The 16092-nt window shown below is 69.9% G+C and carries 12 protein-coding genes and 1 pseudogene; 5 read left to right on the top strand and 8 right to left on the bottom strand.

Features of this window, described 5'->3' with window-relative positions:
- Positions 1 to 46 precede the first annotated feature (46 nt).
- Positions 47 to 517, top strand: coding sequence for an SRPBCC family protein (locus tag GR168_RS20895; RefSeq protein WP_078113249.1), 471 nt, complete (start codon positions 47 to 49; stop codon positions 515 to 517).
- 12 nt (positions 518 to 529) lie between these two features.
- Here GR168_RS20895 and GR168_RS20890 read toward each other — a convergent pair whose 3' ends face one another.
- Positions 530 to 1714: a DUF3068 domain-containing protein gene (locus GR168_RS20890; protein WP_159371602.1), complete on the bottom strand. Its 1185-nt coding sequence runs from the start codon at positions 1712 to 1714 to the stop codon at positions 530 to 532.
- A 44-nt stretch (positions 1715 to 1758) separates the two neighbouring features.
- Between GR168_RS20890 and GR168_RS20885 the strand changes: the two genes are divergently transcribed.
- On the top strand, positions 1759 to 3099 hold the full coding sequence (locus GR168_RS20885) for an acyltransferase (RefSeq protein WP_203235874.1): 1341 nt from the start codon (positions 1759 to 1761) through the stop codon (positions 3097 to 3099).
- 2072 nt (positions 3100 to 5171) lie between these two features.
- Here the strand turns inward: GR168_RS20885 and GR168_RS24285 are convergent.
- The 5 genes and pseudogenes from GR168_RS24285 to GR168_RS20860 form a co-directional block, all read right to left on the bottom strand.
- Positions 5172 to 7199, bottom strand: a pseudogene (locus GR168_RS24285) (DUF3367 domain-containing protein); the annotation flags it as partial.
- Between the two features lie 139 nt (positions 7200 to 7338).
- Positions 7339 to 7539, bottom strand: a complete 201-nt coding sequence (locus GR168_RS20875) for a DUF2613 domain-containing protein (protein ID WP_004023745.1) — start codon at positions 7537 to 7539, stop codon at positions 7339 to 7341.
- Between the two features lie 75 nt (positions 7540 to 7614).
- Complete coding sequence (locus tag GR168_RS20870) at positions 7615 to 8337, bottom strand: DJ-1/PfpI family protein (protein ID WP_078113247.1); 723 nt, start codon at positions 8335 to 8337, stop codon at positions 7615 to 7617.
- Between the two features lie 36 nt (positions 8338 to 8373).
- A complete protein-coding gene (locus tag GR168_RS20865) occupies positions 8374 to 9339 on the bottom strand; it encodes a GlxA family transcriptional regulator (RefSeq protein WP_159371601.1) in 966 nt (321 codons plus the stop codon).
- Positions 9340 to 9728: 389 nt separating this feature from the next.
- A complete protein-coding gene (locus GR168_RS20860) occupies positions 9729 to 10286 on the bottom strand; it encodes a universal stress protein (protein WP_058252224.1) in 558 nt (185 codons plus the stop codon).
- Between the two features lie 98 nt (positions 10287 to 10384).
- On the opposite strand from GR168_RS20860, the gene GR168_RS20855 reads away from it, so the two are divergent.
- A complete protein-coding gene (locus tag GR168_RS20855) occupies positions 10385 to 11548 on the top strand; it encodes a glycoside hydrolase family 3 N-terminal domain-containing protein (RefSeq protein ID WP_159371600.1) in 1164 nt (387 codons plus the stop codon).
- A gap of 98 nt (positions 11549 to 11646) precedes the next feature.
- Positions 11647 to 12249, top strand: a complete 603-nt coding sequence (locus GR168_RS20850; RefSeq protein WP_058252311.1) for a TetR/AcrR family transcriptional regulator — start codon at positions 11647 to 11649, stop codon at positions 12247 to 12249.
- Between the two features lie 114 nt (positions 12250 to 12363).
- Here GR168_RS20850 and GR168_RS20845 read toward each other — a convergent pair whose 3' ends face one another.
- Positions 12364 to 13251, bottom strand: coding sequence for a MaoC/PaaZ C-terminal domain-containing protein (locus GR168_RS20845; RefSeq protein WP_159371599.1), 888 nt, complete (start codon positions 13249 to 13251; stop codon positions 12364 to 12366).
- The gene (locus tag GR168_RS20840; RefSeq protein WP_159371598.1) at positions 13251 to 14615 is read right to left on the bottom strand and encodes a 3-oxoacyl-ACP reductase; all 1365 of its coding nucleotides are present in this window, start codon (positions 14613 to 14615) and stop codon (positions 13251 to 13253) included. The genes GR168_RS20845 and GR168_RS20840 overlap by 1 nt, the downstream gene beginning before the upstream one ends.
- A 90-nt stretch (positions 14616 to 14705) precedes the next feature.
- On the opposite strand from GR168_RS20840, the gene GR168_RS20835 reads away from it, so the two are divergent.
- Positions 14706 to 16019: an acetyl-CoA C-acetyltransferase gene (locus tag GR168_RS20835; RefSeq protein WP_058252220.1), complete on the top strand. Its 1314-nt coding sequence runs from the start codon at positions 14706 to 14708 to the stop codon at positions 16017 to 16019.
- The last annotated feature ends 73 nt before the right edge of the window (positions 16020 to 16092 follow it).

Raw genomic sequence — 16092 nt, 5'->3', positions numbered from 1 at the left:
GAGGTCGGACGTTGCCGAGTGCCCGAAGTTTCGGCAGTGTTGTGTCATGAGCGACAACGAGAGCACACAGGTCACTGTTCAACGCACGATCGAGGCGCCCGTCGACGCGGTGTTCGACGTCCTCTCCAATCCCGAACGGCATCAGGCGCTCGACGGTTCGGGTTTCATCCGCGGCGTGGACCACGCCGATCGCATCCAGCAGGTCGGTGACGTGTTCACGATGAACATGTCGGGCGACCACATGGGCGGCGACTACAAGACCGACAACCATGTCACCGGTTACGCCAAGGACAAGCTGCTGGCATGGCAGACCGCCCCCGCCGGCACCGAGCCGCCCGGGTGGGAATGGCTGTGGGAGTTGGAGTCCCAGGGTCCGAACGAGACGCTGGTGCGCCACACCTACGACTGGTCGAAGGTCACCGACAAGAAGCTGCTCGAGAAGGTCAAGTTCCCGCTCGTCACCGAGCACCAGCTGAACGACACCCTCGGCAGGCTCGCCGCCGAGTCGACCTCCTGACGCCGGTCTCCGTCACTCCGGTTGCCCGCCAACGGTTTCCGCGCCACTCCGGCGCCGGAACCGGGCGGGTAGCCAGGCCGGGTTGATCAGTATCAATCCGGCCACCAGTGCCACCAGGCCCAGGACCGCGGTGCCGATCGGTACGAGCCGGCCCCAGATCAGGATCGGGGACGCGAGATCGTCGGCCAGGTCCGTCATCCGGGCCTGCGTGTCGTCGTCGTAGCCGAAAGTCGCACGCAGATGCGGCAATTCGAAGCCGGCCGGGACGCCGGGGATGCCGTCGGGGAAGCGGTACGCCTCGTCGACGGTGATCGTGGCGTCGACAATGGTGCCGGTCCGGGTGTCGACGGCGAGATCCCACGAACTCCGGTGATGGAGGCTCGCGGTCAACGGCCGGCTCGAGTCGCCGAACCCGAACCACGACGCCGGACGCGTGACCGAGACATTCGTGCCGACCGGTCGACCCAGCGCTTCGCGGGCGAGGTCGGTGTCAGGGACCTCGGCGCGGAACCGTGCGACGTCGCGACCTTGCACCTCGGTGTCACCGTCGTAGACCAACGGCACGGTGGTGCGGGTGATCGGGTCGAAGAACTCGCGGTCGGCGGTCGCCGTGTCGAAGGGCAGCAGGTAGGTGACGCCGCGACGGTCCGGGACGAGCACCGCGGCCTGACCGCTGTCGTACTGGATCTCCGACGCCCCACGGGCGGCAAGTCGGGGCAGCGCGTTCTTCCGGTCGAGTGTGACCCGATCTTTGATGGCATTCACGGTCGCCTCGTTGCACGGTTGTGCCGGGTCATCGGCATCGACACCGGGGCGCGGATCGCCGGGGTCGACCTCGCGATCGTCGATGCGCAGCTTCTCGGCCTGGATCGACGTGCCGGCCTGCAGCGTCACCCGGTGTTCGTCGGACGGTTGCACCGCCACGACGCGCTGCTGCCGGACGAGATCGGCGCCGACGGTACGGGCGCTCCGGGTCTCCAGTGAGCACCGGTCGAAGATCGTCGCGTCGTCGGCCGTGGCGACGGTGGTGAAGTCGGTGCTCAGCGGGATCGTGCGGAACCCGCCGACGAGCAGGGTGGGCAGCGCGATCGTCACCGCGAGCAGGAACGCGCCGACAAAGATCAGCGTCGGTCCCGCGAGGTCCGCCGTCGACCAGCGATGGGGCTCCGGGTGCGACGACGAGGACGGCGAGGACATGGTGGCGAGGGTACGCAACGCCTCCCGGCTACCCTGTCAGCAGCATGACCAGCACCGACCCCGGCCCCACCAGCCCCGCCACCGCCGAACCCGCAACGGGTTCCGCCCGGCGGTTCTATCCGCAGCTCGAGGGCATGCGGGCCATCGCCGCGATCGGGGTCCTGGTCACGCACGTGGCCTTCCAGACCCGCGCGGTCGAGATCCCCGTACTGGGACCGGTCCTCGGTCGCCTCGACCTCGCGGTCGCCTTGTTCTTCGCGCTCTCCGGCTTTCTGCTCTGGCGACCGTGGGTCGACGCCGCGCATCGCGTGACCGGGCACCCGTCGGTGCCGCGGTACCTCCGCCATCGCGTCGTCCGGATCTGGCCGGCCTACGTGGTTGTGGTGACGCTGGTGATCCTGCTGCTCCCCGAGGCGCAGGGAGCGGATGCGCAGGTCTGGCTGGCGAACCTCACGCTCACGCAGGTCTTCGTGCCGCTGACGCTGACCGCCGGTCTGACCCAGATGTGGAGCCTCTCGGTCGAGATCGCCTTCTACGCACTGCTGCCGCTCATCGGCTTCGCTCTCCTGCGGCTGCGCGGGAGCCGTCTGCGGGCGCGGGTGCCGGCGCTCGTCCTCCTCGGTGCGCTGAGCCTCGGCTGGGCCTGGGTCGGCACCTCGCTGCCCGTGGCCGACGGCGTGGAGACCAAGAACTGGGTGTTCGGCCACCTCCCGTGGTTCGTCGCGGGTCTGGTCCTGGCCGAGATCGCCGGAGTCCTCGAACGTGAACCGGAATCGGGTTCTGCATCCGGGACGTCGGGGACGGGCCGCTGGATGGCGGGAACGATCCGCCTCAGCGCGAACCGCCCGCTCATGCTGGGCGTCCTCGTCGTCGCCTACGCGCTGGCATGCACCAGGATCGCCGGTCCGACCGGTCTCGGCGACGTCACCGAGATCGAGTTCGCCACCAAGATGGTGCTCGGCGCGCTCTGCGGTTATGCGCTGCTTGCTCCGCTGGTGTGCAACGACGGACCGTTCCGCATCCTCACCTCACGGGTGATGCTGGCTCTCGGCAGATGGTCGTACGGGATCTTCATCTGGCACGTCGCGATCCTCGCGGTGGTCTTCCCGCTGTTCGGCATCGTGCCGTTCAGCGGCGACACCCTCCTGGTGCTCGTGATCACCCTCGGGCTGTCGATCGGCGTCGCTGCGGCCAGCTATGCCTTCATCGAAGAGCCGGCCCGGAACTGGTTGCGCAACCGTGAGAATCGTCGTCGCCACCGTTCGCGCCACGACGCGGCCGACGCCTTGTCGTCGTCAGGCCCGTCGTCGTCAGGCCCGTCGTCGACGGCCGACCAGAACACCAGCCACGCCGTCATCGACACCGCCACCAGCGCCGGTAGCTGAACCCACCATTGCGACCCGTGGTACCCGCCCGAGGCGTGCCAGGGGCCGGCCGCCAGCCCGATGGTCGCGGTCATCATCGCCACGAATGTGATTGTGACGCCGGCCTTCTGCGGTACCGCTGCGGCGAGGGTGCCGACCACGACGGCGGCCGCGAGTCCCCACCAGCCGGACACCAGCCACGCCGCGGCGAACACCGCACCCCCCGCGGCGAGCACGCTGCCGCGCCCGGACGGAACCACGATGGGGTCACCGGCCCGGGTGCGACGCGCCGACGGCCACCACGCGGCGACGAGCAGCAGCGCCATCAGCGCGAGCCCGATCACCAGCGCCCACCGGTACAGCGAGTCGAATCGGAAGGTGAGTTCGATGGTTCCGCCTGCACCGGCGGGGACGACCCACCCCTGTTGCCACCCGTCGACGACGACCGGCCGTAGCTGCGCGCCGTCGAGGTGCGCCTGCCACCCCGGGTTGGTGCTCTCGGGCACGACGAGCAGTCGTTGCGCACCGGCGTCGACCGTCACCGCTCGCCGCGCCGGCGACCACTCGGTCACCTCGGGGGACGTCGACGCGGGCGCCGAGACCGGATCACCGTCCACCAGCGACAGGGCGTCGACGGTGAAGGCGTCGCCGGGATTGACCGACACCTCCTGCTGGCCCGCGGGGAGTGCGAGCCGGCCGCCGTCGCAGGGGCGGCCGATCACCGGCTGCCCGCTGCGGAGGTCGGACACACTGGCGCGCACCGACATTCGGACGACCTGTCCGGCAGCGGTCAGGCCGATGCCGTCGTCGCAACCGATCTCGACGACCCGGTCGGCACCGGCATCGACACCGACACCGTCTGCCGGCGTGGGCGACACCCGGACCTCGGCGATCCCCGGTGGTGCGGGACTGGCGAACCCGAGGCTGTTGACGTCGATGAGGTCGGACTGTGCATGAATGGTGATCTCGATGCGGTCGGTGACCGCGGGATCGAGCCGCACGAGACCGCTCTCGTCGACCTCGCGGATCTGCTCTCCCGTCCCGAGGTCGACCGCGACCTCGGTGGGCGCGGCGGGATAGCCCCGCGGGGCGTCGATGGTCAGCGAATCGACCCGCTGTGCGCGCGGGAGGTCGAGGACCAGGGTGGGACTGTTCTCGTCCGCTGCGCCATCGTCGGTCTCCCTGTCGCGCGCGGGCGACTCTTCCTCGTCGGGGATCTCCGGTGCGGTCCACGATGTTCCGGGATCGCCGTCGACGGCAGCCGCGGGCCCGCCCCGGGGATCGGTCACCGGGCGGGGCCCGCGCGCCGTGACCCGGTCGTCCTCGGCGAGAAGCCGATCCAGAGCATCACCGGGTCGGGGTCGCAGGATCGCGGTGGGGGAGACGGTGACATCCGACGGCACCGAGAGTGCGCGCCCGAACACCGCCGAAGTCTCCGGCGAGAGTGCGAGACCCGGTGCGCACCTGGTCATCTGCCGCTCGGGGTCGGAGACGCACGACGCCCGCCCGGACAGCTCCTGGTACAGCAGCCACTGGGCCACGTCGGTGCCGGCCTCGAGTTCGGGCAACACCACGCGGTGGCGGATCCGCAACGGCGTCGCGGTTCGCAGATCGGAGACCGTCACCTCACCGAGCGCGAATTGGTTTCCCGCCGTGCCGTCGTCGGTGCGGAGCGCGCGGATCTGGAGCCAACCGGTGGGGCCGCTGGGGGCGGTCACGGTGACCGGTTCGCCGGGAGCGAGACCGGAGACCACCGTGCTGCCCGCCTCGGTGGTGATCAGCGCACTCGTGACGTCGGGTCCGAGCGCCTTCGCGGTCGTCAGGGTCACCGCGAGATCGGTGCGCGGCGTCGTGAAACCGATGCGCATCCATCGTCCGACCGCGGTCTCCAATCCGCCGCTCACCCAGGCGCTCTGCGGGTTGCCGTCGAAGGCCGCGGCCGCCGAGTTGGCCGGCGAGGTCTGCCCGGGCTGGACCGCGTCCGCCGCCGATCCCGACGTCGACACCTCGACTTCGCCGCTCTTGTTGTCCAACAACCATTCCCCGTGGACCAGTGGTTGGCCGTCGACGGGGTAGTCGGCGACGGCGTTCTGTGTCCGACGCGGGTCCGACGGCGACCTGATCGCCGAACTGTGGTCGTCGACGCGGCCGAAGTCGGTCTCCCGGTCAGCGGGTGTGTCGGTCACGATCAACGGGCCGTCGACGATCCCGGCGCGGCGGGCGTCGGCGTCGAGCACGACGGGTCCGAGCGGGGGAAGTCCCTGGCGTGCGCGGACGTCGGCCAGTTCGGCGATCGCCTCGGGCCCGCCGGCAATGCGGGGGAGCCCGGTGGTGTCGACGAGTCGCGGACCGGTGCCGGTCGTCGGCGCGCCCGGTTCGCCGACGGCGTAGATCTGCACCGCGGGCATCGGCGGCCGTAGTCCGTTGTCGCGCACCACTCCTCGGACGCTGGGTGGCCCGATCGGCGGACCGAACTCGGCGACGCGACGGAGCCCGGGCGACTCGTCGAGTGCCTGTTGCGCGAGCAGCGGGCGGGCCGACCGCGAGGTGTCGGGGTCGAGATCGGCTCGGAGGACGACGAATCCGATGCCCTGCCCGGCGAGGGTGGCGGCGAGACCGGGGGAGCCACGACCCGCGGCGATCTCCCGTTGTACGGAGTCGAGGGCGCGGATCGCGCCCGGCGGGGTGAGCGGGATCGCGTCGCGGACCGCCCAGGGGGTGTCGGACAGGGGTTGCAGCGGTTCGTCGCGGGTGAGCCCCCAGAGCTGGTCGGCGAACGGGGCGCCGGGGACGACCAGCGCGCGGGCGGGCGGGGCGCCGTCGTCGCGTTCGCTGTGCTCGGCCAGCCAGTCGGCGGTCTGCTGCCAGTGGCGTGGAATCGCCTGGTACGTACCGTCCGGCGCGAGCTGACCGGTCCACATCAACGACCCGGCGCCGATCACGGCGACGAGCAGGACGATGGTCGCGGCGACCGGTCGCGACCGCTGGGGCTGGGCGAAGGCGGAGAGCGTCTCCCGGCGACTCGCACTCCCCGGCAGCGGAACCCGCGCCAGGAGATGTGCGACACCGAGGACCAGCGGGATGCGGAGCAGCGGCTCGAACTTGTGGATGTTGCGCAGCGGGGCGCCGGAGCCGTCGAGGAAGACGCGTACCTGCTCGGCGACCGGCGACCCGAGTTCACCCGCGTAGCCGACGCACATCAGGACGAGGCCCACGCCCAGGATCGCGACGAGACGGCCGCGGAACGGCATGTGCCGCATGCACAATCCGGCGAGCCCCGCGGCCGCGATGGTCCCGGTCGCCAGCACCGCGGCGGGCTGGGTGACGAGCACCGCCCCGGCGACGCGCTCCGGCGACACGAACGGCGTCCACGAACTCGCCCCGCGCAGCACCTCGGTGAGCGAGGTCCACTGCGTGGTGACCCGGGACGACTCGATGTAGTCCAGGAACGGCGGACTCACGCGCGACAGGATCAGCAGCGGGACGAGCCACCACGCGCACGCCAGGGTCAGGCCGGCCGCGGTCCAGGCGCCGAACCGCCACCAGCGTCGGTCGCGCGGACTGTGCAGCAGCCACCACAGGGCGGCGACGCCGAGCGCTGCCAGTGTGGCGACGGCGTTGACCGCGCCCATCAGCGCGACCGCCGCCGACGCACGCGCGGCCTCCCGCCACAGCGGGGCAGCGTTCTCCGCCCGGGTGTCGAGCGCCCGCACCACCGGGATCAGCACCCACGGGGCGAGCATCATCGGCAGGGTCTCCGACGAGATCGAGCCGAGGGTGGTCAGGACCCGCGGGCTGAGCACGAAGACGGTGGCGGCGATGATCCGCGATGCGGGCGAGCCCAGCCGCAGCATCTCGGCGAGGCGGACGATGCCGACGAAGCCGACGGTGAGCAGCACCGCCCACCAGAGGCGTTGCACGATCCACGGCGGAACGGCGAGAAGGTCACCCAGGGCGAAGAACGCCCCGTGGGGGAAGAAGTACCCGTAGGCCTGGTTCTGCACCTGCCCCATCGGTGCGTTCGGCGTCCACAGATGTGCGGCGCGCGCGAGGAACCCGAGCGGATTCGCGGTGAGGTCGAGTTTGGTGTCGGCGGCGATGCGGCCCGGTGACTGCAGCAGGCAGATCAGCAGCGAGATCGCGCCGACGACGGCGATACCGCGTCGGCTGAGTACGGACTGATCCGGTGGCGGAGGCGGAGTACTCAGTTGCGGCTGCTGTCGATCAGGAGACGCCGGGACCGGCGGCGTCGTGGATGGGTCAGTTGGTCTCGCCGGCTCCGCCGCGCGAACCGTAGTCCACCGAACCCTGGACGAATCCGTTGTTCGGGCTGATGTTGTTCAGATCGGTGGACGGGCTGTTCTCGGAGGCCAGGAACCCGCCGAGGAACACCGCGCCGAGTCCCACCAGGATGCCGGCGACCCCGGCGACGGCTCCGGCGACAAGGCGGTTGTTGGTCATGGCGATGAAACTACCATCGCCGAAGTCCGATTCCGGGTGACACCCGCTGACACCTGCGGATCGATGCGGCCGCGGTCAACGCCGAGACCGCACTTTCGTCAGGGTGCGATCCCACAGCAGCCGCGCACTCGTCTTCAGCAGTTCGGGCTTGTCGACGTCGTGGCTGAGCAGCATCGTCGACGTCGCGATCGTGCCGGCCGACGCCTTGGACCGGTGCCCGGAATCGAGATGCGGTTGCGGGTCGTATTCGATGACCAGCTGGATCGCCTCGGCTCGTGCGCGCCCGGCGATCTGCTCGGCCAGCCACAGCGCGAGGTCGATACCGGCGGACACGCCCGCGGCGGTGACCAGGTCGTCGTCGGGCAGCGCGCGCACGATGCGCTCGTCGGACACCGCATTCGCCCCGTGCAGGGTCAACGCGGCCATCGACGACCAGTGCGTCGTGGCCGGCCTGCCGTCGAGCAGACCGGCCGCGGCCAGGACGACCGAACCGGTGCAGACCGACGTCGTCCACTGCGCGCCCGGTCGTACCGCGCGCAGCCAGTCGAGGACCTTCTCGTCCTGTGACGCGGCGAAACAACCGGGGCCACCCGGCACCAGGACGACGTCGGGCGACGGTGTCTCGTCGAATGAATGCGTGGCGCCGACGACGAGCACGCCCGAGTCGGCGACGACCGGTCCCGGCTCGTGCCAGACGAATCTGACCTCGGCGTCGGGCAGCGCGCGCAGTACCTCGTAGGGACCGATGAAGTCGAGAGCGGTGAACCGCGGGTAGAGGACGATCGCGATCTGGGTCATGGATGCCTTTCGGGTCGTGGGTTCTCGGGTGTGCGGCTAGCGGAAGGTGCGGCGGTACTGATCGGGCGGCACGCCGAGCCGGCGGACGAAGGTGCGCCGCATCGTCTCGGCGGACCCGAATCCGCACCGGGTGGCGATCGCCGGCATCGTGTCGTCGCTCTGGGTGAGTGCACGACGGGCGGCGTCGGTCCGGACCCGTTCGACATAGGCGCCCGGCGCCTCACCGGTCTCGTCGGTGAAGACGCGGGAGAAATGGCGTGGGCTCATCGACGCGTCGCGGGCGAGGTCGTCGACGCGGTGCACCCGGCCCGGCTCGGCCTCGATACGTTCCTGGATCTCGCGGATCGCCGTGCGCCGGGCCCGGGGCATCCACACCGGCGGGGCGAACTGGCTCTGACCACCCGGGCGCCGCATGTAGAGGACGAGCCACCGCGCGACGAGCTGTGCGAGCTCGGTGCCGTGGTCCTCCTCGATGAGGGCCAGCGAGAGGTCGATACCGGCGGTGACGCCCGCGGAACTCCACACGCGGTCGCTGCCGCGCACGAACAGGGCCTCGGCGTCGACCTGGATCGACGGGTATCGCTCGGCGAGCAACCCGGTCACGGCCCAGTGCGTCGTCGCGCGTTTGCCGTCGAGGAGGCCGGCCTCGGCGGCGAGGAACGCGCCGTTGCACACGCTGACGACGCGTCGTGCCCGTTGCGCCGCCCGTCGGATCCAGTCGACGAGGTCGGGGTCGCGGGAGGCGTCGTGGACGCCGGTGCCGCCGGGGAGGATCAGGATGTCGAGCGGCTCGGCCGGGTCGGGCAGCGGCTGCGCGACGAACTCCAGCCCGACGCCGGTGCCCACCGGCAGACCGGTCGTCGACACCAGCCGCAGGTCGTAGCGGACCTGCGCGCCCTGGTCGGCGAGGGCGTACGACGCGGTGGTGAACACGTCGGCCGGTCCGGTCACGTCCAGGGCTTGTACCCCGGGGAACCCGAGAATCAGCACCGATCGCGTCATGCAGACATCGTTTCCGACGCCGCCCGTGGCGTCCAGGCCACGCATCCCACACATCAGGACACGTCACTGTTGTTCGAGCTGGTCCCCACCGCCGGTTGAGCGGGCCCCGCCCCCTGGTCGAGCCGGCTCGCCCCCCGTTGGTTGAGCCGGCCCCGAGCGGAGCGAGGCGCCGTGTCGAAGCCACTTGGTGACCTCGACAAGCTCGGCCGTCAGGTGGGGACGCTCGGCCCGGCGGGTGTGCCGCCCCCGCTGGTTGAGCCGGCTCCGAGCGGAGCGAGGCGCCGTGTCGAAGCCACCCCCCGCTGGTTGAGCCGGCCCCGAGCGAAGCGAGGCGCCGTGTCGAAGCCACTTGGTGACCTCGGCAGAGATCCCTGCCCGGCAGAGATCCCCTACAACGTGACCTGCGGTTCTTTCTCGCACTTCGCGGGCACGATGAACACCGGCCGATGACAGTGTTTGAGGACCCGTTCGGCGACGCTGGACCGCAGCAGTGCCTTGAGTCCCGACGCCCCGCGCGTTCCGGTGACCAGGAGATCGACGTCGAGCGCTTCGGCGGCGGCGACGAGCGCACCCCACACCGTCGACTCCACCTCCACGAGCGATCCGCGTGCGGTCAGTCCGCACTCGGCGGCGAGTGTCACGCCGCGCTCGTTGATCGAGGCGGCCTCGTCTTCGAGCGCCTGGTCGACGCCGGCGTCGAGTTGGGTGTCGATGAACGGCTGCATCCCGCCGGCGAGGGTGGACATACGTGCCGGCGTCATGCCGCCGGGCTGCCAGGCGGTGACGACCACTGCAGATTGCGCGCGGAGAAATTGTCCGGCGTAGCGAATGGCGCGGTCGGCGTTCGGTGACCCGTCATAGGCGATCATCAGTGTTTGTGCGGCACTGTTGCCGCCGCTACCGCGCCCGGCGGTGGCGGACCCGGACGAATCGGACCCCACGTCCATTGGCTCAGACTACATGCCAGACTCGTGCCATGGGCCCAACTCGCAGACCCCGACGGATTCGTCGCGAAGGGATCCGTGACAACTGGATCCGGAATGCGATGACGACAGGGACGGTCGCCGTACTGTGCGCGGCGCTGGCGGCGTGCGCGTCGTCGACGCCGGACTCACCGCCACCGACTCCCTCGTACTCGGCGTCGTCGCTCGCTTCGACGTCTTCGTCGGCGTCGCCGACGACCGTTCCGGTCGCAAACAGTTGTGGTGCAAGCGAACTCGCGAAACTGTCCGTACGCCAGAAGCTGGCGCAGCTGATCGTCGTCGGCGTCACCGGGGCGGCCGACGCGCAGCAGATCGTCGAGAACGAGGAGATCGGCGGGATCTTCGTCGGGAGCTGGACCGACAAGGCGATTCTGACGAGCGGTGCGGCAGCACGTATTTCGCAGAACTCGCCGATCCCGCTGATGGTCACCGTCGATCAGGAGGGCGGGCGGGTGTCGCGCCTGTCCGCGCTCGGCATCGACCACGCCTCGGCCCGTGAACTCGCCCAGACCAAGACGCCCGAGCAGGTGCGCGCGATCGCGGCGGATGTGGGCCGCAAGCTCAAGCGCCTCGGTGTCACCGTCGATTTCGCGCCGGTCGCCGACGTGAGCGACGAGTCCGACAACGAGGTGATCGGCGACCGGTCCTTCAGCAACGACCCGGCGGTCGTGACCGAGTACGCGGGCGCCTATGCGGCAGGACTGGCCGACGCGGGAATCACGCCGGTGTACAAGCACTTTCCGGGACACGGGCACGGCTCGGGTGACTCGCACCTCGGTGTCGTGACGGTCCCGTCGCTCGCCGAGCTGCAGGACAGCGATCTCGTGCCGTTCCGGACTCTCCTGCGCGACCCCGGGACCGCCGGCGCGATGGTCGGCCACCTGATCGTCCCCGGCCTGACGCGCGGACTGCCCGCCAGCATCAGCCGGCCCGCGATCCAGATGTTGCGCACCGGCGTCGGCTACGACGGTCCGCGCTTCGACGGCGTGATCTTCTCCGACGATCTGTCGGGCATGGCCGCGATCAGCGCGCAGTACCCCATCGAGCAGGCGGTGGAGAAGTTCATCCTCGCCGGTGGCGACGTTGCGCTGTGGCTGTCCACCGACCGTGTCGGTTCGGTGCTCGACAACCTGGAGCGTGCGGTGTCGTCCGGTCGCCTCGCGCCGGCCCGCCTCGACGACAAGGTCGTGCGCATCCTGCGGTCCAAGGGTGTGGTGAACTGTTGACCTGCTGAGACCCCGCGTCGACGGGGGTTTCACCTTACCGATTGGTAAGTTGTTGATATCGTCGGTCGGAACGGTTGTCGTGAACGGAGGTGGCGGTCATGTCGGGCGGAACCAAGCGCCTGCCCCGCGCGGTGCGCGAGCAACAGATGCTCGATGCTGCCGTCAAGGTGTTCGCGCAGAACGGTTTTCGCGAGACCTCGATGGACGCCATTGCATCCGAGGCGCAGATCTCCAAGCCGATGCTGTACTTGTACTACGGCTCGAAGGACGAACTGTTCAGTGCGTGCATCGCCCGCGAGTCCGGTCTGTTCATCGACGCGATGAGCGTCGGTTTCGACCCGTCGCTGTCGCAGCGTGAGCAGGCCGTCACGGTCATCCGCGAGTTCCTCCGCTTCGTCCATGAGCACCGGCAGTCCTGGCGGGTGCTGTACCGCGTCGCCATCGGCACGGCCGGTTTCGCCGGCATCGTCTCCGAGAGCCGCCAGCGGGTCACCGAGATGGTCGCCCAGCTGATCAAGGCGGGCACGACCGTCGAGGTCGACAGCGACATCGACTTCGAACTCACCGCCGTCGCGATCGTCGGTGCCGCCGAGGCCGTCGCCGACCGCATCACCGAGGGCGACGTCGACCTCGAGCGAGCCACCAGCCTCCTCGTCGGCATCACCTGGCGCGGCCTGAAGGGCGTCGGTACCGACGCCTGAAGTGTCGACACCTGAGGTGCAACGCAAACGCTCCCGCGGCCCCGCTTCCCATCCGCTGATTGGATCCAATAAGCGAGACGGAAACGAGACCGCGGGAGCGAAAGGCGAGGGCCCTCAGCCCTCCCGCGTCGTCGCGGTGAGGTGCGGGAATCCCTTGCGGCGGTCGCGGATCGCGATGTCGAAGCTCCCCTTCCCGTCGATGCGGCGGGTGTAGAGGTTCACCTTGGCGGGCAACAGGATCGGCTTGCCGAACTTGACGTCGTAGGTGACCGCGTCCGGCAGTTGCGCCTCCACGTTCGCGACAGCTGCTGCGGCACTCCACATCCCGTGGGCGATGGCCTTGGGGAAGCCGAAGGCCTTCGCCGGCAGGTTGCCCATGTGGATCGGGTTGCGGTCGCCCGAGGCTGCGGCGTACTCGCGGATCCGCTTGAGGTCGACGGCCAGGATGGCGTCCGGCGGCGGCGGGGTCTTCGACTTCGGTTCAGGACCCCGCGGCTCGTCGGACAGGCTGGTGCGCTGCTGCTTCAGGAACGTCGCCGTCTGGGTGGTGACGAGTTCCGATCCGACGCGGATCTCGCTGACGACGTCGATCAGGATGCCCTTGCGGTGCTCGCGCAGGTTCTGTGCATGCGTGACGATGTCGAGCGGCTCACCGACCTCGATGGGCCGCGAACGTTCGATGGTGTTCGTCATGTGTACCGAACCGACGGCACCGAACGGGAACTCGTCGGACGTCATGAGCTTCATGACGACCGGGAACTGCAGCACGAACGGGTACGTCAGCGGCAGGGTACCGCCGAACCGCTGCCCGGTCGCGTGGCAATACGCCTGCAGCGCAGTCGAATCCACCCGCACGCCGTCGAGTCGGTAACGCGTCTCGGGTGCGGTGGCGTCGGCCGGCACCCGTGGCGGCTTGCCGATGCCGGGCAGCAGCGCGGTGACCGCCTTGCCGTACAGCTCGGCGGTGCCGGGTGCGGACGGGAGGGTGATCGTCTTGCCCATCAGGCCCCCAGGAATCCCTGGCCGCAGACGCGGACCACATTGCCGGTGATGGCATTGCTCGCCGGGTTGGCGAAGTAGGCCACGGTCTCGGCGACGTCGACGGTCTGACCGCCCTGCTGCAGCGAGCTCATCAGGCGGCCGGCCTCACGGGTGGCTAGCGGGATGGCCGCGGTCATCTTGGTCTCGATGAAGCCGGGCGCCACCGCATTGATGGTGATGCCCTTCTCGGCGAGGATCGGCGCGTAGGCGTCGACGAGGCCGATGACACCGGCCTTCGAGGCGCCGTAGTTGGTCTGGCCGCGGTTGCCCGCGATGCCGGCGATCGACGAGACGTCGACGACGGCGCCGCCCTCGCGCAGAGCACCCTTCTCGAGCAGCGTCTCGACGAGGGTCTGCGGTGCGATGAGGTTGACCGCAATGACCGCGTCCCAGCGGGAGTCGTCCATGTTGGCAAGCAGCTTGTCGCGGGTGATGCCGGCGTTGTTGACGATGATGTCGATGCCGCCGTGACGCTCGAGAGCGTGCTCGGCGAGCTTCGCGCCGGCGTCGGCCGCGGTGACATCGAGCGGGAAGGCGGTGCCGCCGACCTTGTTCGCCGTCTCCGACAGCGCGTCCCCGGCCTGCGGGACATCGGCGGCGATCACGTGCGCGCCGTCGCGGGAGAGGACCTCGGCGATCGTCGCACCGATGCCGCGGGCGGCACCGGTGACGACGGCGACCTTGCCCTCGAGTGGGCGGTCCCAGTTCTTCGGCGCGGTGGCGTCGGCGCCGCCGACCCGGATGACCTGGGCGTCGACGAAGGCCGACTTCGCCGACAGCACGAAGCGCACGGTCGACTCGAGGCCCGTCAGACCGGTCTTGGCGTCGGGGGAGACGTAGACGAGCTGGACGGTGGACCCCTTCAGGAGTTCCTTGCCCAGCGAGCGGGTGAAGCCCTCGAGTGCGCGCTGCGCGACGCGCTCGGAGGGGTCGGTGACCAGCTCCGGCGTGGTGCCGATGACCAGGAAGCGCGCGCAGGCCGCGGTCGAACGCATCGCGGGCTGGAAGAACTCGAAGAGCTGACGCAGCTCGGCGGGAGTGGTGATGCCGGTCGCGTCGAAGACCAGGCCGCCGTACTTGTCGGCGCTGCGCCCGGTCGTGGCGTTCTGGATGAGGTCATAGTCCTCGGTCGAGAGCATCTCGCGAAGCGGTTCGACGAGCCGGCCGGACCCGCCGAGCAGCACGGGGCCGGGCAGCGGCGGCTCGGAGGCCTTGTAGCGCCGCAGCGGCGGCGGGACGGGCAACCCGGCCTGCTTGGCGATGAATGCGCCGGGCGCGGAATGGACGAAGCTCGAGTACAGGCCAGTGTTTCCGTTGGCGGCCACGTTGATCTCCTCTGACTGTCGTTCGACAACGAACTTACTGATGAGTAAGAATACGCTATAGATACCGCACCCGACCCTTGGGAGATCGACGTGGCCGAACAGTCCAACCCCACCAGCAAGCCGAAGACCCGCAGCGATCGTCCCGTCGCGATCCTGGGCGGCAACCGCATCCCGTTCGCACGCCAGGACAAGGCGTACGCGAGGGTCGGGAACCAGGAGATGTTCACCGCCGCGCTCGACGGCCTGGTGAGCCGCTTCAACCTGCAGGGCGAGCAGCTCGGTATGGTCGCCGGCGGCGCCGTGCTCAAGCACGCCCGTGATTTCAATCTCATCCGCGAGTCGGTGCTCGGTTCGGCGTTGTCGCCGTACACCCCTGCCTTCGACATCCAGCAGGCCTGCGGCACCGGACTGCAGGCCATCACGACGGTCGCCGACGGCATCGCCCGCGGCCGCTACGACGCCGCGATCGGCGGTGGCGTCGACACGACGTCCGACGCACCGATCGCCGTGGGCGAGGGCCTGCGTCGTCAGCTGCTCGAGGTCAATCGCGCGCGGAGCACCAAGGACCAGATCCTCGGCGCCGCGAAGCTGCTGACGAAGCTCGGCATCGAGATCCCGCGCAACGGCGAGCCCCGCACGGGCATGTCGATGGGCGAGCACGCCGCCGTCACCGCCAAGGAGTTCGGCATCAAGCGCGCCGACCAGGACGAGTTGGCCGCCCGCAGCCACCAGAACATGGCGGCCGCCTACGACACCGGCTTCTTCGACGACCTCATCACCCCGTTCCTGGGCCTGACCCGCGACCAGAACCTGCGCGGCGACTCCACCGCGGAGAAGCTCGCCAAGCTCAAGCCGGTCTTCGGTGTCTCGCTCGGCGACGCGACGATGACCGCGGGCAACTCGACGCCCCTCACCGACGGTGCGTCGACCGTGCTGCTCGCCAGCGATGAGTGGGCCGCCGACCGCGGACTGCCGGTGCTCGCCTACTTCGTGGACAGCGAGACCGCGGCGGTCGACTACGTCAACGGTCCGGACGGGCTGCTCATGGCCCCGACCTACGCGGTGCCGCGTCTGCTCGCCCGCAACGGGCTCACACTGCAGGACTTCGACTTCTACGAGATCCACGAGGCCTTCGCGTCGGTGGTCCTCGCGACCCTGCAGGCCTGGGAGTCCGAGGAGTACTGCAAGGAGCGCCTCGGCCTCGACTCGGCACTGGGTTCGATCGACCGCAGCAAGCTCAACGTCCACGGTTCGTCGCTCGCGGCGGGTCACCCCTTCGCGGCGACCGGCGGCCGGATCGTCGCGCAGGCGGCCAAGCAGATCAAGGAGAACGGCGGCGGTCGCGCGCTGATCTCGATCTGTGCCGCGGGCGGCCAGGGCGTCACCGCGATCATCGAGGGCTGACGACCCGAAGCGGACATCATCGAGAGCTGGAATCCCGGTAAGTGAGACGGATCGGCGACTGATCGGCCGATCC

Source organism: Gordonia sp. JH63, assembly GCF_009856645.1.
Taxonomy (GTDB): Bacteria; Actinomycetota; Actinomycetes; order Mycobacteriales; family Mycobacteriaceae; genus Gordonia; species Gordonia hongkongensis.
The sequence above is the reverse complement of the archived record's forward strand: the minus strand, read 5'-3'. Positions and strand labels throughout refer to the sequence as shown.

Excerpts from the sequence above, each read along its gene's own strand:
- GR168_RS20895 (WP_078113249.1), top strand. The coding sequence starts at position 47 with ATGAGCGACAACGAGAGCACACAGGTCACTGTTCAACGCACGATCGAG.
- GR168_RS20890 (WP_159371602.1), bottom strand. The coding sequence starts at position 1,714 with ATGTCCTCGCCGTCCTCGTCGTCGCACCCGGAGCCCCATCGCTGGTCG.
- GR168_RS20885 (WP_203235874.1), top strand. The coding sequence starts at position 1,759 with ATGACCAGCACCGACCCCGGCCCCACCAGCCCCGCCACCGCCGAACCC.
- GR168_RS20875 (WP_004023745.1), bottom strand. The coding sequence starts at position 7,539 with ATGACCAACAACCGCCTTGTCGCCGGAGCCGTCGCCGGGGTCGCCGGC.
- GR168_RS20870 (WP_078113247.1), bottom strand. The coding sequence starts at position 8,337 with ATGACCCAGATCGCGATCGTCCTCTACCCGCGGTTCACCGCTCTCGAC.
- GR168_RS20865 (WP_159371601.1), bottom strand. The coding sequence starts at position 9,339 with ATGACGCGATCGGTGCTGATTCTCGGGTTCCCCGGGGTACAAGCCCTG.
- GR168_RS20860 (WP_058252224.1), bottom strand. The coding sequence starts at position 10,286 with ATGGACGTGGGGTCCGATTCGTCCGGGTCCGCCACCGCCGGGCGCGGT.
- GR168_RS20855 (WP_159371600.1), top strand. The coding sequence starts at position 10,385 with ATGACGACAGGGACGGTCGCCGTACTGTGCGCGGCGCTGGCGGCGTGC.
- GR168_RS20850 (WP_058252311.1), top strand. The coding sequence starts at position 11,647 with ATGTCGGGCGGAACCAAGCGCCTGCCCCGCGCGGTGCGCGAGCAACAG.
- GR168_RS20845 (WP_159371599.1), bottom strand. The coding sequence starts at position 13,251 with ATGGGCAAGACGATCACCCTCCCGTCCGCACCCGGCACCGCCGAGCTG.